Source organism: Methylobacterium sp. Leaf399, assembly GCF_001424525.1.
Classification (GTDB): Bacteria; Pseudomonadota; Alphaproteobacteria; order Rhizobiales; family Beijerinckiaceae; genus Methylobacterium.
In genome coordinates this window covers 140,835-162,628 of the sequence record NZ_LMQK01000033.1, presented here as the reverse complement: position 1 = coordinate 162,628, position 21,794 = coordinate 140,835, and the positions used below count along the sequence as shown (strand labels likewise).

Genomic DNA, 21,794 nt, shown 5'->3' with positions numbered 1-21,794 from the left:
CGTCGGCTCGTTCGAACTTAGTTCTTGGCCACGAAGCACTGGCCGCCCGCGCCCTGGATCTGGCTGCACAGGCTGTTCGCCTCGTCCTTGCCCAGGGGGCCGACGCGGACGCGGAAGATCGACTTGCCGTTGACCTCGGCCTGCCGGATCAGGGGCGGCTGGCCGTTGAGCTGGCTGTACTTGGTCTGCATCTGCCGGAAGGCGGCCTGGGCCTCGGCCTGGCTCGTGCGCACGCCGAGCTGGACGGAGAAGCCGCCGACCGGGCCGGAAGTGACCGGGACCGCGGCCGCCGGGGCGGTCTCGGCCGGCAGGGCCGCGACCTTCTGGGCCGGCTTCGGCTTCTGGGCCGGGGCCGGCTGGGCCTCGGCGGTCGTCGTCGTGCCGGCCTCGGGGGCCGGGACCGCGGGCGGGATTTTAGGGCTGCGCGGGCGCAGGGAGGCGGTGGTCGCGGTGCCGTCGTTGCCCGCGCCGGGCATCACCATGCTCGGGATGACCGAGGTCGACGCCGCCCCCGGGGTGGTATCGGCGGCCTGGGCGGGGACGTCGCGCTGCTGGGCCGGCGGCGGCGTGTCGGGCTTGACCGACACCGTGCGCACCCGGCGCGGCTCGCCGAGCGACTCGTTGAGGGTGCCCGGCGTGGCGGTGGCGGGCGTGGCGGCGGATTCCGCGGGCCGCGGCGCGGCGCGGGCCGCCTGGGCCACGTCCACCGGCTGCTCCTCGCGGTTGACGATGCGGATCTGGCCGTCCTTGGCGGTCCGGTCGTAGATCTGCTTGTTCTGGTCGGGGATCTCGACGCCGTCGGCGGTCTTGGGCGCGATCTTGAGGGGGGCCTTGTCGGCCATGATGGTGGGCACGCCTTCGCTGCCGCCGTTGCCGCTCGTGTGCAGGCTGCGCCAGGTCAGGGCGCCGGTGACGGAGACGACGAGGACCGCGAGCCCGGCACCCACCGAGACGAGGCGGCTGCGCTGGCGCGGCTTCTCGGCCGCGGCGTTGCGCGGGGCGGCGCCGTCGTCGGCGAATGCGTGGCCTGCGTCGTCTGCGCCATGGCTGCGCGGGTTGCCCTGCGCGTCGTAGCCGCCCTGCTCGACCGAGGCGAGGTACTGGTTGAAGGCGTCCGCCGGCGACAGATCCGGCGGGTGGCCGTAGGCCGGGTCGTAGGGCTGGCCATGGCCGTAGCCGGCCGCAGGGTCCTGCGGGGCGTGACCCTCGGGGGCCTGCGCCTGCAGGGCGTGTGCCGGGGGCTGGTGCGGATGGCCCCCGGAGCCTTCCGCCCGGCGGTCGTCGTAGAGCGCGTGTTCGTGGCGCGCGTGCTCGTTGCGGGTGTCTTCGTAGCGAGCGTCTTCGTAGAACGTCGGCTCGATGCGGCCGCCCTGGGCCTGCTGGTGGCTGGCGGCGCGGGCGTCACGGACCTGCAGCAGCGCCCGGAACGGATCGTCCTGGCCGACGATGCGGGCGAGCTCGGCCAACGGATCGCCCTTGGCCGCAGCCTGTGCCGATTGCGGCGCCGGCTGCTGCAGCTCGCGCTCGAACGCATCGAAGTCGACAGGCGCTCGCGAGGCGTTCGGCGTCATGGCTGCATCCCTCTACACGCGGCGTGTCCTCACCGCATCTCGTCCGGCGCGGTGACGCCCAAGACGCCGAGACCCGAAGCGAGAACGCCCCGCAAAGCCTCGACGAGGGCCAATCTCGCCCGGGTCGAGTTTCTGTCGGTTGGATTAACAAACCGTAATTGCGGCAAGTCTTTGCCCTTGTTCCAGAAACCATGCAGGGAACTGGCCAGTTCGTAGAGGTAGAATGCCACACGGTGCGGCTCGTGCGCCGCCGCCGCCGCTTCGATCACCCGCGGATACTGGGCGACGAGACGCAGGATCTCGGCCTCGCCGGGGTCGGCGAGGAGGGACAGGTCGGCCTGCGCCATGAGGGCGGCGCGCGAGAAATCCTCGCCGGGCATCGCCTCGCGCGCCTGCCGGAACACCGAGGCGCAGCGGGCGTGGGCGTATTGCACGTAGAAGACCGGGTTGTCCTTGGACTGCTCGACCACCTTGGCGAGGTCGAAATCCAGGGTCGCGTCGTTCTTGCGGTAGAGCATCATGAAGCGGATGGCGTCGCGCCCGACCTCGTCCACGACCTCGGCCAGGGTGATGAACTCGCCCGCGCGCTTGGACATCTTCACGGGCTCGCCCGCCCGCAGCAGCCGCACGAGCTGGCAGAGCTTGACGTCGAGGGTGGCCTCGCCCCCGCTCACCGCCTTCACCGCCGCCTGCATCCGCTTGACGTAGCCGCCGTGGTCGGCGCCGAGCACGTCGATGAGGTCGGTGGCGCCGCGCCGCCACTTGTCGCGGTGGTAGGCGATGTCGGAGGCGAAATAGGTGAAGGAGCCGTCGGACTTCAGGAGCGGCCGGTCGACGTCGTCGCCGAACTCTCGGGTGCGGAACAGGGTCTGCTCGCGGTCCTCCCAATCCTCCGGCGGCTGGCCCTTGGGCGGCGGCAGCCGGCCCTCGTAGACGAGGCCCTTGTCGCGCAGCTCCGCCAGGAGGACGGGGACGGCCTCCTTCAGTGTCGCCTCGGAGAAGAACACGTCGTGGTGGATCCCGAGGCGCGCGAGGTCCCCGCGGATCAGCGCCATCATCGCATCGATGGCCGAGGCCCGCACCACGGGCAGCCATTCGGCCTCGGACTGCTCCAGGAGAGCGCGGCCATGGGTGTCGGCCAGCATCCGCCCCACCGGAACCAGGTAGTCGCCGGGATAGAGCCCCTCGGGCACCGGGCCGACGTCCTGTCCGAGCGCCTCGCGGTAGCGCCGGTGGGCGGAGCGGGCGAGGACGTCGACCTGCGCGCCGGCGTCGTTGATGTAGTACTCGCGCGTCACGTCCCGGCCGGCGAAGGCGAGGAGGTTGGCCAGCGCATCGCCGAACACCGCGCCGCGGCCGTGGCCGACGTGCATCGGCCCGGTGGGGTTGGCCGACACGTATTCGATGTTGACCGGGCCGCCGGCCATCGCGGCGCGGCCGTAGCCGGCGCCCTCCGTCAGGGCGGCGCGCGCCACCTCGTGGAACACCTCCGGCACCAGCCGCAGGTTGATGAAGCCCGGCCCCGCCACGCTCGCCTCGACCACCCGCGGGTCGGTGCGGAGTTCCGCCGCCAGAGCCTCGCCGAGCGCCTTCGGGTTGGCCCTGGCCTCCTTGGCCAGCACCAGGGCGGCGTTGGTGGCGAGATCGCCGTGTGCGGGATCGCGCGGCGGTTCGACCACCACGCGGGACAGGTCGAGCCCCTCGGGCAGGTGGCCGGAGCGGGTGAGCGCCTGCAACGCCTCGCGGACGCGCGCCTCGAAGGTGGCGAAGATGTTCATCGGATGGAGCCGGGGCATGCGGTTGCGACGGACGCGCCGTCATCGTGTCAGGCGCGGCATAGCAAGGGTAGGCGGGGGTGTCACGGCACGCGCCTTGCCGGTCGCCGCCCAACGCTCACCACCGCTTCGTTGCAACACGCCGCTGGTGCGAAGGACGCTGTGAGCGTATGAGTGGATGATGGAATTCGACTGGGACCCGGCAAAATCCGACCTCGTGAAATCCGCTCGCGGCTTCGGGCTCGGGACTGCGGCCAGGATCTTTCTTGGGCGAGTGGTGACCTGGCAGGATACGCGTTGGGATTACGGCGAGGTCCGCATGACGGCCGTGGGCCAGTATGACGGCCGGTTCTACACCGTCGTCTATACGGACCGCGGCGATGTCCGCTGGATCATCACGGCCTGGCTCTCGAACCGTAAGGAGCGCGTGAAATGGTGAGGGTGACATTGGCGGAACTGGCCGCCCGGCCGGCCGACGTGGACCAGGCCAAGCTCGATGCCACCACCGAGGAGGATATCCGGCGCCACATGATCGAGGACGGCTACGACCCCGACGATCCCTCTTACCTGGAGGGGGCCGTCGTCGTCCGGCCGCCGCATATGGTGCGCGAACGCCTGGGGCTGACGCAGGTCGAATTCGCCCGGCTGATCGATGCGCCGCTCGCGACCCTGAAGAACTGGGAACAGGGCCGCACCTCGGTGCCGCCCTACGTGCGGGTGCTCTTCAACATCCTCGACCGCGAGCCGGAGGCGGCCCTGCGCGCCCTCGGGCGGGCGCCGTCGATCGCCGCGTGACCGGTGGGGACCGGCGGGGCTCGCCCCCGCTCGACCCGGCCGCCGCGATGGCGCGGGCGCTCGCACGCCTGTCCGAACAGGGCTTCGCCGAGGCGGCCCGCAACACCCGCGGCGATTCCGTCTATCTCAAGACCGCCGGCTGCGACCTCGCCCTGCGGGTCTCCAACCACGCCCGGACCCCGAAGCAACGCCGCAACCACCCCGACGCGGTGACGAGCCTCGTCCTGCGCGAACCCAAGAGCGCCGCGCAGGTGGACGACCTCGTGGCGGCGACCCTGCGCAACTTCTTCGCCGAGCGTGCCCGACGCGCGTCGTGAGCCGCGCCGCGTTTCGGACACATCGGCGCGTCACCGTGGGCGCGTCATGCGAGGACGACAGACGATGACGGCCATCCGGATCGCAGGGGGCGCCTGCGGCAGCGGGGCGGGCGCCTACGAGGACGGGCTCTTCACGATGCCCGACGGGACCTCGCGCGGCATCGAGACCGTGGCGAGCCTCGACCTGCCGGAGCCCGCGGCACCGCCCGCCCATTGGAGCGGCGATCTCCTGCGCGGCCTTCAGGGGGCGCTGGCCAGCGCGCAGGCCCTGCCCAAGCCCGTGAGCGTGGCCGCTTCCGCCGTCGGGTTCGGGCTCGGCGCCTTCGAGGCGACGCCGCCCACCACGCTCCTGCGCCTCGCCTTCGAAGACGGTGCCGATGCCGAACTCGCGGTGCGGGCCGATCTCGCCGCCCTGATCGCCCGCGACGTCGCCCTGGTCCGCGCCGCCCTGGAACGGCGGACGCCCCCTGCCCCCGCGGTGCCGGCCGCGGCGGTGGACGCCGATGCCGACCGGGCGACGACGGCGATGTTCGAATACGAGAAGCGCAACGGGCGCCTGCGCCGCGTGGCGCGCAAGGACCCGGCCGAGACCTGATCAGGCGTCCTCGATCAGGCTGACGTGGGCGGCGACCACCTTCCAACCCTCCTCGAAACGCACCCAGGTCTGGCTCTGGCGGCCGAGTTTGCCCGGGGCGCCCTCGCGCCGGAACAGGGTCATGGCGGTGGCGGTGTCGCGCCCGTAGGTGGTGATGACGGTGTCGTGGATCGTGCGCGCCAGCCCCTGCGGCGAGCGGGCCCGGCGGAAGGCGCGGATCGCGTCCATGCCGTAGAGGTTTTCCCCGATCCCGTAGCGGATGGTGCGCGGATCGTCGCGAAACAGGTCCTCGAGGGTCGCCACGTCGTTCGCGTCGAGCGCGGCCTCGTAGGCCGCGAACGCCGCCTCGACTTCGGCCTTCACGGCGGGGTCGTCGATCGTCATGGCTGTCTCGTGGTTTCGCCGGTCACGCCGTCGTTCGCGTCCAGGAGGGGAGGATCACGACGGTTGTCAAAGGTCCGCCGCGGGGGCGCTCACGATTCCCTCGCGTTCGAGGTGGCGTGCCACCCGCAGCGCCGATCCTTCCCTCCAGGGGGCGGCGATGACCTGGACGCCGAGCGGCAGGCCGTCGTCCACCCGCACCGGCACCGCCACCACCGGCAGGCCGATGAAGGAGATCGGCTGGGTGAACACGCCGATGTTGGCCCGCACCGGCAGGGTCACGCCGTCGAGGACGAAATGGGTCTGGCCCGATGTCGGCGCCCGGCACGGCGTCGACGGCGCCAGGATCACGTCGACGTCGGCGAAGAGTTCGGCCACCGCCGCGCGGTACCAGCGCCGGAAGCGCTGGGCGCCCTCGACCCAGGGGGCGGGGATCATCGCGCCCGCGATGAGCCGGTCGCGCACCGCCGGGTCGAAGTCGTCCGCCCGGGTCCGCAGCCGGTCGAGGTGGAGGGCGGCGCCCTCGGCGGCGGTGATGAGATAGGCCGCCGCCCTGGCGCGGGCGGCCTCCGGGATCTCGACCCGGCGCGTGACCTTGAGCGCGCCCGCGATCGCCGCCACCGCCGCGAAGGCCTCCGGGTCGCCGCCGGTAGCGAAATAGCCCCCTGCCACGGCGATGCGCAGATCGGCGATCCCGTCGTCGAGCGCCGGCGTCGCGGGCTCCGGCGCGCGGGCGGTGGTGGCAGCGTCCTCGGGGTCGGGGCCCTGCATCGCGTCGTAGGCGAGCGCCAGATCGGTGACGCTGCGGGCCATCGGCCCGAGATGGTCGAGGCTGCCGACGAAGGGGAAGCTGCCGGCCCGCGTCAGCCGGCCATAGGTGGGCTTCAACCCGAAGCAGCCGCAGAAGGCGGAGGGCACCCGGATCGAGCCGTTGGTGTCCGAGCCGAGCGCGATCGGCACGAGACCGGCTCCCACCGCCCCGCCCGAGCCGCCGGACGAGCCCCCCGACATGTGGCCGAGGTCGTGCGGGTTGCGCGTGGCGCCGTCGTGGACGTTCTCGCCGGTGAAGTCGTAGGCGTATTCGCCCATGTTGAGGGCGCCGACCAGGATGGCGCCCGCCGCCTCCATCCGGCGCAGGGTCGCGCCGTCGCGGGCGGCCGGGGGGCGGGCGCGGTTGATTTTCGAGCCCGCCCGCGTCGGCAGGCCGGCGACGTCGATGAGGTTCTTGACCGCGAAGGGCACGCCGGCGAGGGCCCCCGGAACCTCGCCGCGGGCGATGGCCGCGTCGATCGATCCGGCCCGGGCCAGGGCGCGCTCGGCCACGACGTCGGTGAAGGCGTTGACGGTGCCGTCCACCCGCGCGATGCGGGCCAGGGCCGCGGTGACCGCCGCCGTGGCGCTCGTGCGCCGGTCGCGCACGGCGGCGGCGATGGCGTGGCCGTGCATCAGGGCCGGATCGTCGCTCATCCCGTCAGGCCTCGAACACCGGCGCCACCTCGGCCTCGTCGGGCAGCGGGAACGCCGCCACCCGCTCGGCCGCCGCGCTCAGCACCGCGAGGTTGTCGGCGACGCCCGCCGCCCAGGCCGGGTCGAGGGGGAGCCCGAGCAGGCCGGCGGCGGCCTCGACATAGGCGGCGCGCGTCTCGGAGGGGGTCGGTGGCATCGGGGTCCCGGGGCGGCTGTGGCGGCTGTCGTCGCAGGAGCGGCCCCAAGCGAAATCAATGCCGAGCGACCCCCGTTGCGTGAGGACAGCAGCCGAACGGCGATGCCCGGTCACCGCGTTCGAGCTTGGCCGGGGGCGCATCGGAGAGGTCGGGGGCATGGCCCTGCCGCGTGTGCGCCACCAGCATCCCGGCGGCGCGCGCGGCCGCGAGCACGGCGCGGCGCGATGGCCGCCTCGAGAAGCGAGACGTCGTTGACCGGCGTCTCGCCGAAGCCGCCGGACTCGATGACGTCGCGCCGCATGTCGATGACGACCAGCGCCGTGGTGGCCGGATCGATGGCCGAAGGCGCGGGCTGCGCGGCGAGCGTGACGGTCTTGGCGGGCCCTTCACATCGGGGGCTGAAGCCGGGCGAATCGCCTGGCCGTGCGCGATCATGTCCGCAGGGGCCCCGATTGCGGCGCCCACATCGTATTCCGCCCAGTATCGATCGGTGGCAGATCGCGTCGGCGCCGGTGGCTGTTCAGCGACGCGCCCGCTCGACCGCTTCCGCGCGGCGAGGACGGACGATGCGGTCCCGGGCCACGGCGCGGATCGCGGCGGGGGCTGCGTCCACGGTCTCGAACGCATCCTCGACGATACTCATGTGGACCAGCATGGCGGCGTTGGCGGCGGCGGCATCCCGGGCCAGCACCGCCCGCACCACGGCGCCGTGTTCGCTGTGCGACCGCGCGAGGCGGCCCTCGGCCTGGAACTGCGCCCGGCGGAACGGTGTCAGGCGCCGCTGCAGCGACCGGGCGATCTCTTCCACCACGCTGTTGTGGGTGCCCATGGAGAGGAGCGCGTGGAAATCCCGGTTGGCGGTGATGTAGCCGTCGCGGTCGCCGGCCGCGGCCAGGGGCGCCATGCCCTCGTGGAGGTCGCGCAGGCGGCTGCGCTCGGCGGCCGTCATGCCGAGGGCGGCCAGGCGCGCGCAGGTCGCCTCGATCTCGGCGGTGGCGACGAACAGCATGTCGAGCCCCTCCGCCGTGATCGTGCGGACCGTGGCGCCCGTGCGCGGGCGCAGGTCGATCAGGCCGCTGCCGCTGAGGAGGCGCAGGGCGTCCCGCACCGGGGTCCGCGACACCCCGAACCGCTTGGCCAGCACCTGCTCGTCGAGGTGCAGCCCCGGGGGCAGGTCGCCCGAGAGGATGGCGGCGGCGATCTCGTCCGCCAGGCGTTCGGCGCGGGTCTGGGGCGCGGGCACCGGGATCTCGGGCTGGAGGACGGGAACGCGATCCGGCCGCGACCCGCTCTCGGAGCGCTGCGCCGGTTCCCCGGAAGCGGGCGTGTCGCGGGGGCCCTTAGACCGTGTTTCGGCCACCGCCGCAACGTGGGCGGGTGTTCCGGCCGCGCCGTCCCGCGTTCGGGCACCGCGCCGGAGCCTTTCCGGCATCGGCGCGCATCGGGAGGCAGACATCCGCTTTCCTGGGCAGACGACGCTCAGGCATGGCGCGAACCGGTCTCCGAGACGCTCGTCGGCCCGTGGCGAGCGGACGGCCGGGTCCTGCCGTCCGGGCTCGGCTCGGTGAGGGTCGCGGCTCGGTGAGGATCGCGGGCGGGATCGGGGTCTTGTCGCCGATTTGCATCGCGCGTTCCGCGCGAGGTCCGGCCGCGAGCCGGACGCGTCCGCTGGCATATCGGTTGCTGCTGTGCCGGCAAGAGGGCCCCACCAAGCCCCCGGGGGACGGCCGATGACCCATCGATTTTCCCGCTTTCCGATGGCCACCGCGATGGCGCCGTTCACGGTTCCGGCCCTGGCGTCCGATCTCGCGCCGCCGTCGGTCCCGTCCTCGTTCTTCCTGTTCTCGGACGCCCAGGTCGGCGACCGCCGGGTGATGGATTCCCGCGCGCCCGCGGGCCCGGCGACCAAGGACAACCCGCTCAACGGGCGCAGCATTCCCAAGACCGTCCTCACCATCGGCCATGCCAACGCCTGGGCCTACGGCACCGACGTCGTCTCCCTCGACATTCCCCGGTCCGGCTCGCAGCATCCGAGCGGCTACGCGCTCCCGAACCTCGACATCCAGACCGGCATCGGCGCGACGGAAGCCTGCGGTCTCCACCGCGCCACCCTGAGCGGCAACGCGCTCACCGGCCCCGAGGCCTTCGCCCTCCTCGGCTTCGTCGAGGACGTCTCGCTCTCCTACGGCACCGATCTCAACTCGAAGAACACCAGCTTCGGTTCCGAGAAGCACCTCGTCGTCGCCGGGCTGAACGTCGCCTTCGACGTGCCGGCGGGCCTCCGCGACCTCGCGGTCCACGCCTCCAGGGAGTTCAACCGCAACGGCACCGTGCCCCTGCCGGCCCGCGATACCGAGTTCGACGCCACGCCCGAGCTCGGAATCGTCTACGGCCAGCCCGACAAGGTCGACGTGTTCGTGGGCTTCCAGTATTGGCGCAACAAGTTCGGCAACGACGCCGCGCGGGTGCCCGACTCCGAGGAGACGACCGCCCCGGCGGGCGTGTCCTTCCACGTCTTCTGAGGGGCCGGCAGGGCATCGCGCGGATGGCATCGCGCGGATGGCATGAGGGGGATGGGATGGACGACGTCGGCATGAAGTCGGGCCGCACCTGGATCAGGAACCCCCTCGCCATCCTCGCCGAGGACGCCGGCGGCGGCATCGTCGTCGAGGGCACCCGCATCGTCGAGCGGGTGGCCGCGGGCGCGAGCCCCGCCGCGCCGGTGGACGAGACCGTCGAGGCCGGCCGCCACGTGGTGATCCCGGGCCTCGTCAACACCCACCACCACTTCTTCCAGACGCTCACCCGCGCCCATCCGGTGGCGATCAACAAGCCGCTGTTTCCCTGGCTGCAGGCCCTCTACACGGTCTGGGACAAGATGGACCCGGAGGCGTTCCGCCTGGCGACGCGGCTCGCCTACACCGAGCTGCTCATGTCCGGCTGCACCACGGCCGGGGACCACCACTACCTGTTCCCCAAGGGGCTGGAGAGTTCCGTCGACATCCAGGTCGAGGAGGCGCGCGGCCTGGGCATCCGCGCCGTCGTCACCCGCGGCTCCATGAGCCTGTCGGTGAAGGACGGCGGCCTGCCGCCCGAATGCCTGACGCAAAGCGACGACACCATTCTCGAGGACAGCGAGCGCGTGCTGCGTCTGTTCCACGACACGAGGCCCGGGGCGATGGTGCAGATCGGGCTCGCCCCGTGTTCGCCCTTCAACGTCACCAAGCGTCTGATGCGCGAGAGCGCGGCGCTCGCCGAGCGCCACGACTGCCGCCTGCACACCCACCTCGGCGAGACCCTCGACGAGGACCGCTACTGCCTCGAGGCGTTCGGCCAGCGCCCGGTCGACTATCTCGAGGAGGTCGGCTGGATGACGAACCGCGTCTGGCTCGCCCACGGCATCCATTTCAACGACGCCGAGGTCGCCCGCCTCGGGCGCGCCGGGGTCGGGGTCTGCCACTGCCCGACCTCGAACATGACGCTGGCGTCGGGCCAGTGCCGCACCTGCGAGCTCGAGGCCGCCGGCAGCCCGGTGGGGCTCGGCGTCGACGGCTCGGCCTCCAACGACAATTCCAACCTGATGGAGGGCGTGCGCCACGCCCTGATGATCAACCGCCTCACCTACGGGGCCGAACGCGTCACCCATCTCGACGCCCTGCGCTGGGCGACGGAAGGGTCGGCGGCCTGCCTCGGGCGCGCCGACATCGGCCGGATCGAGGAGGGCCGCGAGGCGGATCTCGCCTTCTTCACCCTCGACGAGCTGCGGTTCTCGGGCGCGCACGATCCCCTGGCGGCGCTGGTCCTGTGCGGCGCCCACAAGGCCGACCGGGTCATGGTCGCCGGCCGCTGGCGGGTGATCGACGGCCAGCCGCTCGGCATCGAGACGGGCCGGCTGCGCGAGGCCCACACCCGCCTCGCCCATAGCCTGTTCGGCACGGCCTGAGGGTGGAGGCCGCGGCACCGGTGCCCGGTCGCGACGGACCGGTGCCGCTGTTGGCCGCCAACGACCCGTCGACCACGAGAACGGGGCCGGCAAGTCCACGCCGACGAAGGTCCTCCATGGGCTCCTCGAACCTACGGAAGGGGGGCGTCACCCATCCGCGCCGAGCCCGCGCAGGGTCGCCAGCAGGACGCGGGCGCCCGCCTCGATGTCGGGCAGGCTCGCGAACTCGGCCGGGTTGTGGCTGATGCCGCCGCGGCAGCGCACGAAGACCATCGCCACCGGCGCCAGCGCCCCCACCGCCATGCCGTCGTGCCCCGCCCCGCTCGGCAGGCGGAACACCGGATGGCCCTCCGCCGCCATCGCCGCGGCGATCCGCTCGGCGAGGGCCGGGTCGCAGGGCACGCTCGGAGCGTCATGGGTCGTGCGCCAGGCGAGGGCCAGGCCACGCTCGGCCGCGATGGACCGCCAGGCCGCCGCGATGTCGGCGAGCGCGGCCGCACGCTGGCCGTCGTCGGGCGCGCGCAGGTCGAGGCTGAAGGCGACCCGGCCGGGGATGACGTTGACCGCGCCGGGGCTGGCGGTGAGGCTCCCCACCGTGCCGACCAGCCCGGCCTCGCCGCGGCAGCGCGCCTCGACGGCCAGGATACAGGCGGCGGCCCCGGCGAGCGCGTCGCGCCGCCCGTCCATCGCCACGGTGCCGGCGTGCCCCGCCTCACCCTCCAGGGTCGCGGCCAGACGGGTGGCGCCGCTGATGGCGGTGACGAGCCCGACGGCGAGGCCCGCCCGTTCCAGGGCCGGACCCTGCTCGATGTGGAGTTCGAGATAGGCGAGGATCTCGGATCGGCGGCGGGCGGCCTCGTGGAACCGCTCCGGGTCGAACCCGGCCGCCCGCAGCGCCTGCGCGATGGTGATCCCCTGCCCGTCCGGGCAGGCGAGCTTGTCCGGGTCGAAGGTGCCGGCGAAGGCCCGGCTGCCGATCAGGGTCGCGTCGAAGCGGGTGCCCTCCTCGTCGGCGAAGCCCACCACCTCAACCGCGAAGGGCAGGCGCGTGCTCGATGCCACCAAAGCCGCGACGCAGGCGATGCCGGTGACCACGCCGAGGGGGCCGTCGTAGCGCCCGGCATCGCGCACCGTGTCGAGATGCGACCCGATCACCACGGCGGGGCTCCCCGGCACCGGGCCCTCCAGGCGGCCGATCACGTTGCCGGCGGCGTCGACGCGCGCGCTCATCCCGGCCTCGCGCATCCAGCCCATGACGAGGGCGCTGGCGCGGGCCTGTTCGGGGGTGAGGTAGAGGCGGGTGATGGCGCCGGGCTCGGCGCTGATGGCGGCCAGCGCGTCGAGGCGCGCCTGGATGCGGGGAGCGAAATCCACCGGTGTCAGCTCCCGCGATAGGTCTGGTAGCTCCAGGGCGTCGCCACCAGGGGCACGTGGTAATGCCCCTCCGGCTCGGCGACCCCGAAGCGCAGGGGCACGACGTCGAGGAACGGCGGCTCGGCCGTGTCGAGGCCGAGCCTGCGAAAATGGTCGCCGATGTGGAAGCGCAGCTCGTAGGTGCCGATCGGCACCGGCCGGCCGCCGATCAGGGGCGCGTCGGTGCGCCCGTCCGCGTTCGTGACCGCACGCGCCACCAGCACCGTCTCCTCGGCCGAGACCCATTCGAGGAGGTCGACGGCGACACCGGCGGCGGGCCTGCCCCGCACCGTGTCGAGGACGTGGGTCGAGATCCGGCCGGTGGTCCGCAAGGGGCCCTCCCCCGTCACCAGCGCGTCGAGCCGGATCGCGGCGATGCGCAACACCTCCGTGAGCGCGGTGGCGCGTTCGGTGGCCGCGTCCGAGGCGACCCGGGCCGCGAACGACCGCAGCAGCGAGGCGCGGCCGTGGCGCCTGACGCAGAGGATGAAGGGAAACCCAAATTGTTCGCGGTAGGCGGCGTTCAGGGCCTCGAAGCGGGCGTATTCTGTCGGCGAGAGCCGGTCGAGTCCGGCGGCGGCCTGTTCGGCGATGGAATCGGCGGCGATGGCGCCCTCCCGCGCGGCCCGGCCGGCGAGTTCGGGATGGCCGCTGAGGAGCGCCAGCCGCGAGGGCTCGGGCGCCGCCTCCACCGCCCTGCGCATGCCGGAATACAACGCCTCCACCGTGGCGTAGGGCCGGCCGGCGGCGGCGGCCTCGGCCACCCAGGGGGCGTGCTCGAACACCGCCCCGAGGGCGGTCACGAAATCGGGCAGGCTGGCCCGGTTCAGGGCATCGAGCGAGAGGGTCATGAGGCTCCGCCATGACGAGGACGGCCGGGCCGCGCCCGCCGACGCCAGCCCTTAGCAGGCTCCGCGCCACGGGGCGCCTGTTCGGGCTTGTGTGATCCGGATCACGGAAGGGGCGCCGATCGCCGGGCATGGTCCCCTCATGCCGGTCGACCGACCGGCCGACACGAGGAGAGCGCGATGTTCGACTTCAACCGCGATTACACCACCCAGCTCACCGGCGCGCAGCTCAACCTGATCCAGCGCTTCTTCGACGACCAGGACCGGACCGGCTTCCAGAACCTCGACGAAGACCGCGACGTGCTGTTCCTGGCGCCGTCCACCCGCTCGCTCTTCATCAACGCGCAAGGGGGCAACGACATCATCGACATCGGCTCCACCTCGAGCGCGGCCCAAGCCGGCCACACCGTCTACGGCGGCACCGGCAACGACACCATCCAGCTCGGCTCGGGCAACGACACCGTCTACGCCGGCTTCGACGACGACAGCGTCGAGGCCGGGCTCGGCAACGACCTGATCTACGGCGGCCAGGGCAACGACTACCTCGTGGGCGACTCGCTGATCTTCGTGGCCGGCGGCAACGACACCATCTCCGGCGGGAGCGGCAACGACCGCATCATCGGCCTGCGCGGCGCCGACGACATGACCGGTGGCTCGGGCGCGGACACCTTCATCTACTTCAACCACCTCGAATCGGCCGCGGGCGCCCGCGACGAGATCTTCGACTTCAACCGGACCGAGGGCGACAAGATCGACCTCCACGCCATGGATGCCGACCTGACCCGGGCCAACAACCAGGACTTCACCTTCTCGACCACCGGTCCCAGCACGGCCGCCGGCTCGGTCTGGGCCACCGGCTCGGGCACCGACTGGACCGTCTTCGTCAACGTCGACGGCGGCGCCGCCGACATGGCGATCGACGTGACCCTGGCGGGCGGCACCACCGACCTCGCGCGGGGCGACTTCATCCTGTGAGACGGTTTCCGCTTGGATCAAGCGGGACCCGTCTCACCGAGCCCGCGCGGCGCCTGAGCGAAGCCCATGTCCGCATCACGAAGTGATCAACCGGAAATGGGATGAGGAAGCCAGCGTGAGGGCCTGGCCGCGGCGGATCGCTCCGCCGCGGCCAGGCTTGTTATGTGAATCCCTGGCATAGGGATTGCTCGACCGCCGCGAGGAGGGCCGGGTCGCCGGGAGGGTCCGACACGTGAGCGCTCACCCCTCCGACGCCGGCGCCGGCACCATCACGAAGGTGCCCCCCGCCACCCTCGGGCTCCTCGGTCTGCAGCATGGGCTCGCGATGGATGCCGGCGCGGTGGCGGAGCCGCTCATCGTCGGGCGGGCGTTGGGGCTGGCGCCCCCGAGCAGGCTCGCCGAACATCGGCCTCGTCGGGGTCACCGGCGTGCGCGCATCCTCGGCGCGGTGGATTATCGCGGCCAACCGCAACAACCTCTTCATCGTTGCGGTTTCGGTGGGCTTCGGCCCGATCCCGCTGGTGGCGCCGAACTTGTTCAAGCGGATGCTGCATCCGCTGCTCGAATCCGGCATCCTGCTCGCCGCAATCTGCGTCGACGTCCTCACCCTGTTCTTCGACGGGCTGGGCGACACCGCCTCGGCCCGGGCGGAGCGGATCCACGTCGCCCATGCCGCGTCGTCCATGCCGCGTAGGCCCGAGGGCGACCGACCGATCGAACGAGGAACCGACGATGGCACTGACGGCGTCGCGATACGGCAAGGGACGGGTGCGGGTGATGCGGCTCGCCCGCGACGGCGACCACCACACCCCGCGCGAGCTCACCCTCGAGGTCCTCATGACCGGCGCCTTCGACCGCGCCTGGACGGACGGCGACAACCGCACCTGCGTCGCTACCGACAGCGTCAAGAACATCGTCAACGTCACGGCGGCCAAGCACGTGGAGGCCGAGGCGGAAGCCTTCGCCGGCCATGTGGCGCAGGTGTTCCTGGACACCTACCCGCAGGTCTCCGAGATCTCGGTGGAGGCGCGCGAGACCCGCTGGCTGCGCCATGCCGTTTCCGGCACGCCGCACGGCCACACCTTCACCCTCGACGGGAACGGCGTCGGCTACGTCAAGCTGGTGGCCGACCGCTCCGGCTCGGTGCTGCAATCGGGCCTGCGCGGCTACACCTTCATGAAGACCACGCAGTCGGGCTGGGCGGACTTCGTCGACGACGGCTACCGTACCTTGGCCGACACGAGCGATCGCATCGCCGCCACGAGCATGGACGCGACCTGGACATGGTCCGACGTCCCCGCCGACACCGTCGCCACCAACGCGCGGGTGCTCGCGATCCTCGTCGCGGTGTTCGGCACCACCTACAGTCCGAGCGTGCAGGACAGCATGTACCGGATGGGCGAGGCGGTGCTGGCGGCGATCCCCGAGATCGCCGAGATCCGGTTCGCCATGCCCAACAAGCACTACATCCCGATCGACCTCTCGCCCTTCGGCCTCGCCAGCGACGGGCGGGTGTTCCTGCCCACCGACGAGCCGCACGGGCAAATCGAGGCGACGGTGGGGCGGTCGACCGAGGTGTGAGCGCCGTGTGACTTGGGCTTCAGACCCGCGTGTCGACCACGGTGAGCAGCACCGTACCGTAGTGGCAGGCGGTGGCGGCCAGGACGAAGGCGTGCCAGATCGCGTTCTGGTAGGGCAGGCTGCGCCAGACGTGGAACACCACCCCGAAGGAGTAGAGCAGTCCGCCGGCGGCGAGCAGCCGGAGGGCGTCCGGGGTGAGCACCGCGATGATCGAGTCGTAGGCGAGCACGCCGCTCCAGCCGAGCATCAGGTAGAGGCCGATGGCGACCCGGTCGAAGCGCCCCGGCATCAGGAGCTTGAGGGCGATGCCGACGCCCGCCACCAGCCAGATCGCGGCGAGCAGCGCCCATGCCGAGGAACCGGTGCCCACGAGGGTGACGAGGGGCGTGTAGGTGCCCGCGATCATCAGGTAGATCAGGGCATGGTCGGCCCGGCGTAGCATCCACTTGCGCCGGCCCACCGGCCACATGTTGTAGGTGGCCGAGACCCCCAGCATCGACACCAGCGCGGCGGCATAGACCACCACGGCGGCCCACCCGGCCCAGCCCAGCGGCTCCATGGCCGCCAGCATCACGACGGCAATGGCTCCGGCCAGACCCAGGGTCACGCCGATGACGTGGATCGCCCCGTCCGCGAGGGTCTCCCCGCGGGTGTAATTCCATTTCAGGTCCGCGGGACGACCGTCTTCCGCCAGGAACATCGTGGAGCCTTCCCTGTCGCCACCGCGATCCGCGACGGCGAGGCTTAACCCCCGGCCGTCGCGTGGTAGGAGCTTAACCGTGGAGGGCGCGACCCCGTTCCGGCGTCGGACTACGCGGGACGGGACAGCCGGCGGATAAACCCGCGTCATGGTGAAGCGCGCCCTACGGAGCGCAGATGTCGCCGCCTGGCGGCGCCGAGCCTAGCCCGCGATGAGCGTGGGATAGCGGCTGAGGATGACGGCCGCCCAGGCGACCCCGAGCATGCCCGTCAGGGCGATCGCGGCGCGGCGCGACAGCCGCTCGCGAGACTTCGTCGGGCGGACGTGGCGACCCTCGGCGGCGGTATCCCGGTTCGGTTCGACGGTCTTCAAAGGCTGTTCTCCATCCGGTCCGGTTGTGGCCGAGTGGGGGAGGAACGCCGTCGTGTCCGGTCGGTTCGCCGCGTTGCGATAAGTGTGTGCGCTGCGGCACTCACGATTCGTCGAGACGCCGAAAGATCCGAAAAGCCGCGGTATCCTGCAGGATTAGGCGGCGATCTTCATCATCTGCATTATCGTGCGGCGCCGAGATACTCGAACCCGAAGGCGGGGCTCGCCGCACCGGTCGGGACCGGCCTCGCCGCCTGGGCCACGGTGAGCCGGGCATGGACGACGGCCATGATCAGCAACACCATCGCAAAGACCTGGTGGGACAGGCCCGCCCAGAGGGGCACCGCCAACAGCAGCGTCGTCACGCCGAGGACGGCCTGCGCGAGGACGAGGCCGGCCACGGCCCAGGCCCGGCGGGCGATGCCGGTGCCGGGCCTGCGCCACGTCGCGTCGATGGCATGGAGGAAGGCGAGGGCGAGGAGGAGATAGGCCGCGATGCGGTGGTCGAACTGCACGAGGGTGACGTTGTCGACGAAGTTCTCGAACCAGGGCGTCACCGCGAACAGCATGGACAGCGGCGGAACGAACAGGCCGTCCATGGTCGGCCAGGTGTTGTGGACGAGGCCGGCGCGCGAGCCCGCCACGAGGCCGCCGAGCGCGATCTGGACCAGGACCAGGGCGGCCACCGCATAGGCGCCGTTGCGCAGGCCCGCCGGTGCCGGCTCCGGCGCCCGCTGCCGCAGGCCGGTGGCGAGCCAGACCAGCACCGCCAGGATCAGGCTGGCCGTGGTCAGGTGCAGGGTGAGCTTCAGGGGCGCCACCGCCGTCATGCCGGGCTGGAGGCCGGAGGCGACCATGATCCAGCCGATCGCACCCTGCAGCCCGCCGAGCGCGCCCAGGGCGAGGAGGCCGAGGCCGAGGCGGCGGTCGAGGGCGCCGCGCCACCAGAACCAGGCCAGCGGCAGGAAGAAGACCAGGCCGAGGACGCGGCCGAGCATGCGGTGGCCCCACTCCCAGGCATAGATCACCTTGAAGTCGGCGATGCCCATGCCCTGGTTGAGGATCTGGTACTGGGGGGTGCCCTTGTACTTGTCGAATTCCGCCGCCCAGGCCTCCGCCGAGAGCGGGGGCACCGCGCCGGTCACCGGCCGCCACTCGGTGATCGAGAGGCCCGATCCGGTCATCCGCGTGGCGCCGCCCACGGCCACCATGCAGACCACGAGGGCGGCCAGCAGGATGAGCCAGGCGCGCACGCCCCGGTACCGGCCGGGCGTGTGTGCGGTGGACGCCTCGCTCAGGATCATCGCGCGGGATCTCGTCTGACAGGGGGGCCGAGCCTATGGGTCGCCAGTTAAGGAGCCCGCGTCCGGCCGGCAACGTCCGGCGGTGCCGCACCCGGGATGCGGCGGCGGGCGACGTTGCCACTGCCCGCGTCGGGTTCTAGGCAGGAGCCGTCCTCGATTCCGACGGTAGGAACAGCCCGATGCGCCGCCGCACCCGCACCCTGATCGGCACGGTCGCGATCCTCGGGTTCGTGATCGTCTATGCGCCTTTGGCCATGGCGCTGGCCGACAGCCGCATCTCGCAGACCCCGGCCCCGGTGCAGACGGTGCTCTATTGCATCCTCGGCATCGCCTGGATCTTCCCGCTGATGCCGGTGATCCGCTGGATGGAGCGCCCGGACGCCGATCCGAGCCCGTAGGACGCCGACGGTCCGGCTCGGGGCCGCGCCGGGATTTCGCCTTACTCCCCCGGCAGAGGGGGCGCCCGACGGTCTCGCAACAGGACCTCGCACGGCCGGGGACGTCGCGGTGGCGACGCGATCCCCTCGCGCCGGGTCGTTCCCGAAGGTCGCTCCACCGCTTCATGCCTCGTCTCAGCCCGTTTCCCGTCGTCCTCGCCCTCGTCCTCGTGCCGGTGCTCCATCACCCGGTCGCGGCGCAGGCCGGCCCGCGCTCGGCCTCCGACTGCGAGCGGCTCAAGAACGACCTCGCCTACAACCAGTGCCTGTCGATGTTCGGGCCGGCCGCCCGGAACGTGGCCGGAGGCGCCGCCGCGGCGAGCGAAGGGGCGGCCTCCACCGGAACGGCCATCACCGCCATGCCACCGGCGATGCCGCCCGCCGTGGCCACGGCGGGGTCGTCTGCCGACGAGGCCGCGCCCGAGGCCCGGCGTGGCCGGCGCCACCGGCGCGGGTCGTATGCGCGGGGCGGACGCCAGAGCGCGACCTTCTCGGTGGGCGGCGGCGAGAACCGGTCGTATCGCCGCTTTCGTCGCCGACGCTGAAACCCTCACGTCACGTCACGTCGAGGCGCCGGCCGCGGTTCCAGGCCAGGAAAGGCACGCCCGAGAGCAGGGCCTGCAACGCCGCCTCGTTCTGGTGCCAGCCGTTGACCGAGACCCGCGGCAGCGCGTGCAGGTGCCGGGCGTGGCCCGCGAACAGATGGCCCGGCCGGGTCGTCACCGCGGTGGCGAAGCCGAGGTCGCGGGCGATGGCGAACTCGCGTCCTCCCGCCGAGGTCCTGTCGCCGACCGGGTAGGAGAGGTGTCGCACCGGCCTTCCCAGCCGCGCCGCGATGCGGTCGCGCCCCTCCCCGATCTCGAAGGCCGCGCGCCGCTCCGGGTGCTTGGCCAGCATCGGGTGGCTCACCGTATGCGCGCCGACGGTCACCGCCGGGTCCTCGGACAGGCGTGACAGCTCGGGCCAGGACAGGCAGAGGTCGCCGGCCGCGGAACCGGCCGCGATTCCCGCCTCGGCGCAGAGCGCCGCGATCCGGTCGAGCAGCCTGTCCTCGGGGCCCGCGCGCAGGCGGCGATAGACCGCCTCGAAGGCGGCCGTCTTCTCGTCGGCGTTCCGTGCCGGCAGGTCGAGGCCTGTCGCGTCCCGGTCGTCGCCGGCCAGCCGGACCCGGTCGAGGCGCGCGATGGCGCGTTCGAGCTCGATCCACCACAGCCGTCCCCGCCCGTCCGCGAAGTCGCTGGTGACGAACAGGGTCCAGGGCGCCCCGTGGCGTGCCAGCACCGGGGCGGCGTGATCGCGCGTGTCGCGATAACCGTCGTCGAAGGTCAGGACCGCGAAGGGGCCGCCACCGGCGGCGAGCCGTTCCGGCACCGCGTCGAGGCCGACGATGGCGAACCCCTCCGCCTCCAGCCGCACCAGCACCCTGTCGAGGAAGTCCGGCGTGATCGTCAGGAGGCGGTTGGGTGCATAGGCCCCCGGCGGCTCGGGGCGGACGTGGTGGAAGGTCAGGATCACGCCGGCGCCGCGGGCGAGCGGGCGCAGCCAGCGGTCGGCGCCCGTCGCGGCGATGGCGCGAAAGCCGGCCGCCAGCAGGCGGTGGCGGGATGCGGTCATCGGTGATCCTCCCCCTGCCGGCGTTCGTGGCGATGCCGCCGGCCGCGGTCCCCTCGGCGGACCGGCGCTCGGCTCGTCCCGTTCGGCCGGGACGGCGTGGATCCCGAGAGTGCCGGGAAAAGCGGCAAGGTTTCGTTACCCACGCGCGCCGATCGGGGATTGCCTTCCGGCCGCCTTCAACCGTGGTTTACGCTCGGCATCCTAGAGACTGAACGACCCGATCCGGCGATATCGTGCCGGATGATCGGGGGGGAGTGGTTGTCATGGCGGCTCTTGTCGATGATCTGGCCCAGGCAGACATGATCCACGCGTCGATCCGGTCGGCCCTGCGGTTCGAGGTCCATCGCGACCTGTCGGCGGTCGAGGCCCTGTGGCGCGGGGTCGAAAGCGACCCGGCGGTCCTGGCGACGCCCTACCAGCGGTTCGACTGGGTCGCGGCCTTCTGTGCGGGCGCCTCGGCGGCGGATGCCGAGCATCGGGCCGGGGCCGTGCGGATCGTCGTGCTGCGCGACCGCGCCGGGCGCGTGCGGATGATCCTGCCGTTATGGTGCCGGCGCGAGCACGGCGCCGTGATCGCCCGCGTGGTCGGCGCCGCCCATGCCAATTTCCACATGCCGCTGTTCGCCTCGCCCGAGGCGGCGGCCCTGGCCGGGCCCGAGGTCGTCGAGGCCCTGCGAGCGGCCGGGGCGCAGGCCGGCATCGACGCCTACCTGCTCGGCTATCAGCCCCGGCACTGGGACGGGGTGGCCAACCCCCTCGCCCAGTGCAGCGAGCCGGCTCCCAGCAACGCCTACGGCCTGAGTCTGGGGACCGACGCAGATGCCGAGGCCACCGTGCGGCGGGTCTTCAGTGCCGACGCCCGCAAGAAGCTGCGCGGCAAGGAGAAGAAGCTCGTGGACGCGGTCGGCCCGATCGGCTTCAGCGTCGCCGCGACGGCGGACGAGGCCCGCGCCATCCTCGATGCGTTCTACGCGCAGAAGGCCGCCCGCCTCGCCACCATCGGCGTCTGCGATCCCTACGTGGTTCCCGGCATCCGGCACTTCCTCGCCCGGGCGGTGGGGGCGGTGCCGGGCCTGGAGGACCGGACGGCCATCGAGGTCTGCGCCCTGGTGGCACGGGGCGACGGCCGGATCCTGGCGACCTTCGCGGGCGCCGTGGACGGCCGGCGCTACAGCGGGATGATGACCTCGTTCGACCAGGACCCGGCCCTGGCCCGCTTCAGCCCCGGGGACATCCTGCTCCAGCACCTGGTGCGGTATCAGGCGGAGAGGGGACGGCGGGCCTTCGACCTCGGGGTCGGAGAGGCGCGCTACAAGGCCAGCATCTGCGACGAGACCATCGAACTGCGCGAGGTGGCGATCCCCATCACCCTGCTCGGCCGGCTCGTCACCGCCCAGGCGGTCGGGCGCAACCGCCTCAAGCGGCGCATCAAGGCGAGCCCGCGCCTTTTTCGGATCTTCCGCCGCCTCGGCCGCCTGGTGCGGCGGCCGACCGACCGCGCCGCCTGACGGC

The 21,794-nt window shown here is 72.5% G+C and carries 24 protein-coding genes and 1 pseudogene; 11 read left to right on the top strand and 14 right to left on the bottom strand.

All coding sequences use genetic code 11. The annotated features are described in order from the left end of the window. Nucleotides 1-17 precede the first annotated feature (17 nt). Nucleotides 18-1,571 (bottom strand): SPOR domain-containing protein, encoded by a 1,554-nt coding sequence (locus tag ASG40_RS18185; protein ID WP_055888844.1) that lies wholly within the window; start codon nucleotides 1,569-1,571, stop codon nucleotides 18-20. Between the two features lie 29 nt (nucleotides 1,572-1,600). Continuing rightward, nucleotides 1,601-3,349: an arginine--tRNA ligase gene (argS, locus tag ASG40_RS18180; RefSeq protein ID WP_055889005.1), complete on the bottom strand. Its 1,749-nt coding sequence runs from the start codon at nucleotides 3,347-3,349 to the stop codon at nucleotides 1,601-1,603. A gap of 175 nt (nucleotides 3,350-3,524) precedes the next feature. On the opposite strand from argS, the gene ASG40_RS18175 reads away from it, so the two are divergent. The 4 genes from ASG40_RS18175 to ASG40_RS18160 all read left to right on the top strand — a co-directional run bounded on the left by ASG40_RS18175 (nucleotide 3,525) and on the right by ASG40_RS18160 (nucleotide 5,053). Next, nucleotides 3,525-3,785, top strand: coding sequence for a BrnT family toxin (locus ASG40_RS18175; protein ID WP_244480656.1), 261 nt, complete (start codon nucleotides 3,525-3,527; stop codon nucleotides 3,783-3,785). Further along, nucleotides 3,779-4,141, top strand: coding sequence for a helix-turn-helix domain-containing protein (locus ASG40_RS18170; RefSeq protein WP_055888842.1), 363 nt, complete (start codon nucleotides 3,779-3,781; stop codon nucleotides 4,139-4,141). Before ASG40_RS18175 ends, ASG40_RS18170 begins: the two co-directional genes overlap by 7 nt. Further along, nucleotides 4,138-4,458, top strand: coding sequence for a hypothetical protein (locus tag ASG40_RS18165; RefSeq protein WP_244472447.1), 321 nt, complete (start codon nucleotides 4,138-4,140; stop codon nucleotides 4,456-4,458). Before ASG40_RS18170 ends, ASG40_RS18165 begins: the two co-directional genes overlap by 4 nt. Nucleotides 4,459-4,522: 64 nt before the next feature. Continuing rightward, nucleotides 4,523-5,053 (top strand): hypothetical protein, encoded by a 531-nt coding sequence (locus tag ASG40_RS18160; protein ID WP_055888840.1) that lies wholly within the window; start codon nucleotides 4,523-4,525, stop codon nucleotides 5,051-5,053. Here ASG40_RS18160 and hpxZ read toward each other — a convergent pair whose 3' ends face one another. The 5 genes and pseudogenes from hpxZ to ASG40_RS18140 form a co-directional block, all read right to left on the bottom strand. Next, nucleotides 5,054-5,437 (bottom strand): oxalurate catabolism protein HpxZ, encoded by a 384-nt coding sequence (gene hpxZ / locus ASG40_RS18155; RefSeq protein WP_055888838.1) that lies wholly within the window; start codon nucleotides 5,435-5,437, stop codon nucleotides 5,054-5,056. It lies immediately after the preceding gene. Between the two features lie 66 nt (nucleotides 5,438-5,503). Further along, nucleotides 5,504-6,901, bottom strand: a complete 1,398-nt coding sequence (locus tag ASG40_RS18150) for an AtzE family amidohydrolase (protein ID WP_055888836.1) — start codon at nucleotides 6,899-6,901, stop codon at nucleotides 5,504-5,506. 4 nt (nucleotides 6,902-6,905) lie between these two features. Beyond that, on the bottom strand, nucleotides 6,906-7,097 hold the full coding sequence (locus ASG40_RS18145) for a DUF4089 domain-containing protein (RefSeq protein ID WP_055888834.1): 192 nt from the start codon (nucleotides 7,095-7,097) through the stop codon (nucleotides 6,906-6,908). Between the two features lie 91 nt (nucleotides 7,098-7,188). Further along, nucleotides 7,189-7,435 (bottom strand): annotated as a pseudogene (locus ASG40_RS22290) (cysteine hydrolase); the annotation flags it as partial. Nucleotides 7,436-7,618: 183 nt separating this feature from the next. After that, a complete protein-coding gene (locus ASG40_RS18140) occupies nucleotides 7,619-8,341 on the bottom strand; it encodes a GntR family transcriptional regulator (RefSeq protein ID WP_055888832.1) in 723 nt (240 codons plus the stop codon). 487 nt (nucleotides 8,342-8,828) lie between these two features. Here ASG40_RS18140 and ASG40_RS18135 point away from each other — a divergent pair, with 487 nt between their 5' ends. Both ASG40_RS18135 and ASG40_RS18130 read left to right on the top strand, forming a co-directional pair. Further along, a complete protein-coding gene (locus ASG40_RS18135; protein WP_244480655.1) occupies nucleotides 8,829-9,620 on the top strand; it encodes a hypothetical protein in 792 nt (263 codons plus the stop codon). Nucleotides 9,621-9,676: 56 nt separating this feature from the next. Beyond that, entirely contained in the window at nucleotides 9,677-11,041 is a 1,365-nt protein-coding gene (locus tag ASG40_RS18130; RefSeq protein ID WP_055888828.1) for an 8-oxoguanine deaminase, read from the top strand. 147 nt (nucleotides 11,042-11,188) lie between these two features. Here the strand turns inward: ASG40_RS18130 and ASG40_RS18125 are convergent, their stop codons facing one another. After that, a complete protein-coding gene (locus tag ASG40_RS18125) occupies nucleotides 11,189-12,415 on the bottom strand; it encodes an allantoate amidohydrolase (protein ID WP_055888827.1) in 1,227 nt (408 codons plus the stop codon). A gap of 5 nt (nucleotides 12,416-12,420) precedes the next feature. Further along, nucleotides 12,421-13,305, bottom strand: coding sequence for a 2-oxo-4-hydroxy-4-carboxy-5-ureidoimidazoline decarboxylase (uraD, locus tag ASG40_RS18120; protein WP_055888825.1), 885 nt, complete (start codon nucleotides 13,303-13,305; stop codon nucleotides 12,421-12,423). A gap of 177 nt (nucleotides 13,306-13,482) precedes the next feature. On the opposite strand from uraD, the gene ASG40_RS18115 reads away from it, so the two are divergent. Further along, entirely contained in the window at nucleotides 13,483-14,277 is a 795-nt protein-coding gene (locus ASG40_RS18115; RefSeq protein ID WP_055888824.1) for a calcium-binding protein, read from the top strand. Between the two features lie 160 nt (nucleotides 14,278-14,437). On the opposite strand, the gene ASG40_RS22605 is transcribed toward ASG40_RS18115, so the two are convergent. Continuing rightward, a complete protein-coding gene (locus ASG40_RS22605) occupies nucleotides 14,438-14,962 on the bottom strand; it encodes a hypothetical protein (RefSeq protein ID WP_055888822.1) in 525 nt (174 codons plus the stop codon). Between the two features lie 47 nt (nucleotides 14,963-15,009). Here ASG40_RS22605 and pucL point away from each other — a divergent pair, with 47 nt between their 5' ends. Continuing rightward, the gene (pucL, locus tag ASG40_RS18105; protein ID WP_055888820.1) at nucleotides 15,010-15,858 is read left to right on the top strand and encodes a factor-independent urate hydroxylase; all 849 of its coding nucleotides are present in this window, start codon (nucleotides 15,010-15,012) and stop codon (nucleotides 15,856-15,858) included. A gap of 19 nt (nucleotides 15,859-15,877) precedes the next feature. Here the strand turns inward: pucL and trhA are convergent, their stop codons facing one another. The 3 genes from trhA to ASG40_RS18095 form a co-directional block, all read right to left on the bottom strand. Beyond that, the gene (gene trhA / locus ASG40_RS18100; RefSeq protein WP_055888818.1) at nucleotides 15,878-16,558 is read right to left on the bottom strand and encodes a PAQR family membrane homeostasis protein TrhA; all 681 of its coding nucleotides are present in this window, start codon (nucleotides 16,556-16,558) and stop codon (nucleotides 15,878-15,880) included. Between the two features lie 201 nt (nucleotides 16,559-16,759). Further along, nucleotides 16,760-16,930, bottom strand: coding sequence for a hypothetical protein (locus tag ASG40_RS21395; protein WP_156387804.1), 171 nt, complete (start codon nucleotides 16,928-16,930; stop codon nucleotides 16,760-16,762). Nucleotides 16,931-17,109: 179 nt separating this feature from the next. Next, a complete protein-coding gene (locus ASG40_RS18095) occupies nucleotides 17,110-18,231 on the bottom strand; it encodes a COX15/CtaA family protein (RefSeq protein ID WP_055888816.1) in 1,122 nt (373 codons plus the stop codon). 179 nt (nucleotides 18,232-18,410) lie between these two features. On the opposite strand from ASG40_RS18095, the gene ASG40_RS18090 reads away from it, so the two are divergent. Further along, nucleotides 18,411-18,629, top strand: a complete 219-nt coding sequence (locus ASG40_RS18090; protein WP_055888814.1) for a DUF2842 domain-containing protein — start codon at nucleotides 18,411-18,413, stop codon at nucleotides 18,627-18,629. A gap of 164 nt (nucleotides 18,630-18,793) precedes the next feature. Further along, nucleotides 18,794-19,213 carry a hypothetical protein gene (locus tag ASG40_RS18085; protein ID WP_055888812.1) on the top strand — a complete coding sequence of 140 codons (420 nt, stop codon included), beginning with the start codon at nucleotides 18,794-18,796 and terminating at the stop codon, nucleotides 19,211-19,213. Nucleotides 19,214-19,223: 10 nt separating this feature from the next. On the opposite strand, the gene ASG40_RS18080 is transcribed toward ASG40_RS18085, so the two are convergent. After that, nucleotides 19,224-20,282: a polysaccharide deacetylase family protein gene (locus tag ASG40_RS18080; RefSeq protein WP_055888809.1), complete on the bottom strand. Its 1,059-nt coding sequence runs from the start codon at nucleotides 20,280-20,282 to the stop codon at nucleotides 19,224-19,226. A gap of 263 nt (nucleotides 20,283-20,545) precedes the next feature. Here ASG40_RS18080 and ASG40_RS18075 point away from each other — a divergent pair, with 263 nt between their 5' ends. Continuing rightward, nucleotides 20,546-21,790: a GNAT family N-acetyltransferase gene (locus ASG40_RS18075; protein ID WP_055888808.1), complete on the top strand. Its 1,245-nt coding sequence runs from the start codon at nucleotides 20,546-20,548 to the stop codon at nucleotides 21,788-21,790. The last annotated feature ends 4 nt before the right edge of the window (nucleotides 21,791-21,794 follow it).

Excerpts from the sequence above, each read along its gene's own strand:
- ASG40_RS18185 (WP_055888844.1), bottom strand. The coding sequence starts at position 1,571 with ATGACGCCGAACGCCTCGCGAGCGCCTGTCGACTTCGATGCGTTCGAG.
- argS (WP_055889005.1), bottom strand. The coding sequence starts at position 3,349 with ATGAACATCTTCGCCACCTTCGAGGCGCGCGTCCGCGAGGCGTTGCAG.
- ASG40_RS18175 (WP_244480656.1), top strand. The coding sequence starts at position 3,525 with ATGATGGAATTCGACTGGGACCCGGCAAAATCCGACCTCGTGAAATCC.
- ASG40_RS18170 (WP_055888842.1), top strand. The coding sequence starts at position 3,779 with ATGGTGAGGGTGACATTGGCGGAACTGGCCGCCCGGCCGGCCGACGTG.
- ASG40_RS18160 (WP_055888840.1), top strand. The coding sequence starts at position 4,523 with ATGACGGCCATCCGGATCGCAGGGGGCGCCTGCGGCAGCGGGGCGGGC.
- hpxZ (WP_055888838.1), bottom strand. The coding sequence starts at position 5,437 with ATGACGATCGACGACCCCGCCGTGAAGGCCGAAGTCGAGGCGGCGTTC.
- ASG40_RS18150 (WP_055888836.1), bottom strand. The coding sequence starts at position 6,901 with ATGAGCGACGATCCGGCCCTGATGCACGGCCACGCCATCGCCGCCGCC.
- ASG40_RS18145 (WP_055888834.1), bottom strand. The coding sequence starts at position 7,097 with ATGCCACCGACCCCCTCCGAGACGCGCGCCGCCTATGTCGAGGCCGCC.
- ASG40_RS18135 (WP_244480655.1), top strand. The coding sequence starts at position 8,829 with ATGACCCATCGATTTTCCCGCTTTCCGATGGCCACCGCGATGGCGCCG.
- ASG40_RS18130 (WP_055888828.1), top strand. The coding sequence starts at position 9,677 with ATGGACGACGTCGGCATGAAGTCGGGCCGCACCTGGATCAGGAACCCC.
- uraD (WP_055888825.1), bottom strand. The coding sequence starts at position 13,305 with ATGACCCTCTCGCTCGATGCCCTGAACCGGGCCAGCCTGCCCGATTTC.
- ASG40_RS18115 (WP_055888824.1), top strand. The coding sequence starts at position 13,483 with ATGTTCGACTTCAACCGCGATTACACCACCCAGCTCACCGGCGCGCAG.
- ASG40_RS22605 (WP_055888822.1), bottom strand. The coding sequence starts at position 14,962 with ATGGACGACGCGGCATGGGCGACGTGGATCCGCTCCGCCCGGGCCGAG.
- pucL (WP_055888820.1), top strand. The coding sequence starts at position 15,010 with ATGGCACTGACGGCGTCGCGATACGGCAAGGGACGGGTGCGGGTGATG.
- trhA (WP_055888818.1), bottom strand. The coding sequence starts at position 16,558 with ATGTTCCTGGCGGAAGACGGTCGTCCCGCGGACCTGAAATGGAATTAC.
- ASG40_RS18095 (WP_055888816.1), bottom strand. The coding sequence starts at position 18,231 with ATGATCCTGAGCGAGGCGTCCACCGCACACACGCCCGGCCGGTACCGG.
- ASG40_RS18090 (WP_055888814.1), top strand. The coding sequence starts at position 18,411 with ATGCGCCGCCGCACCCGCACCCTGATCGGCACGGTCGCGATCCTCGGG.
- ASG40_RS18085 (WP_055888812.1), top strand. The coding sequence starts at position 18,794 with ATGCCTCGTCTCAGCCCGTTTCCCGTCGTCCTCGCCCTCGTCCTCGTG.
- ASG40_RS18080 (WP_055888809.1), bottom strand. The coding sequence starts at position 20,282 with ATGACCGCATCCCGCCACCGCCTGCTGGCGGCCGGCTTTCGCGCCATC.
- ASG40_RS18075 (WP_055888808.1), top strand. The coding sequence starts at position 20,546 with ATGGCGGCTCTTGTCGATGATCTGGCCCAGGCAGACATGATCCACGCG.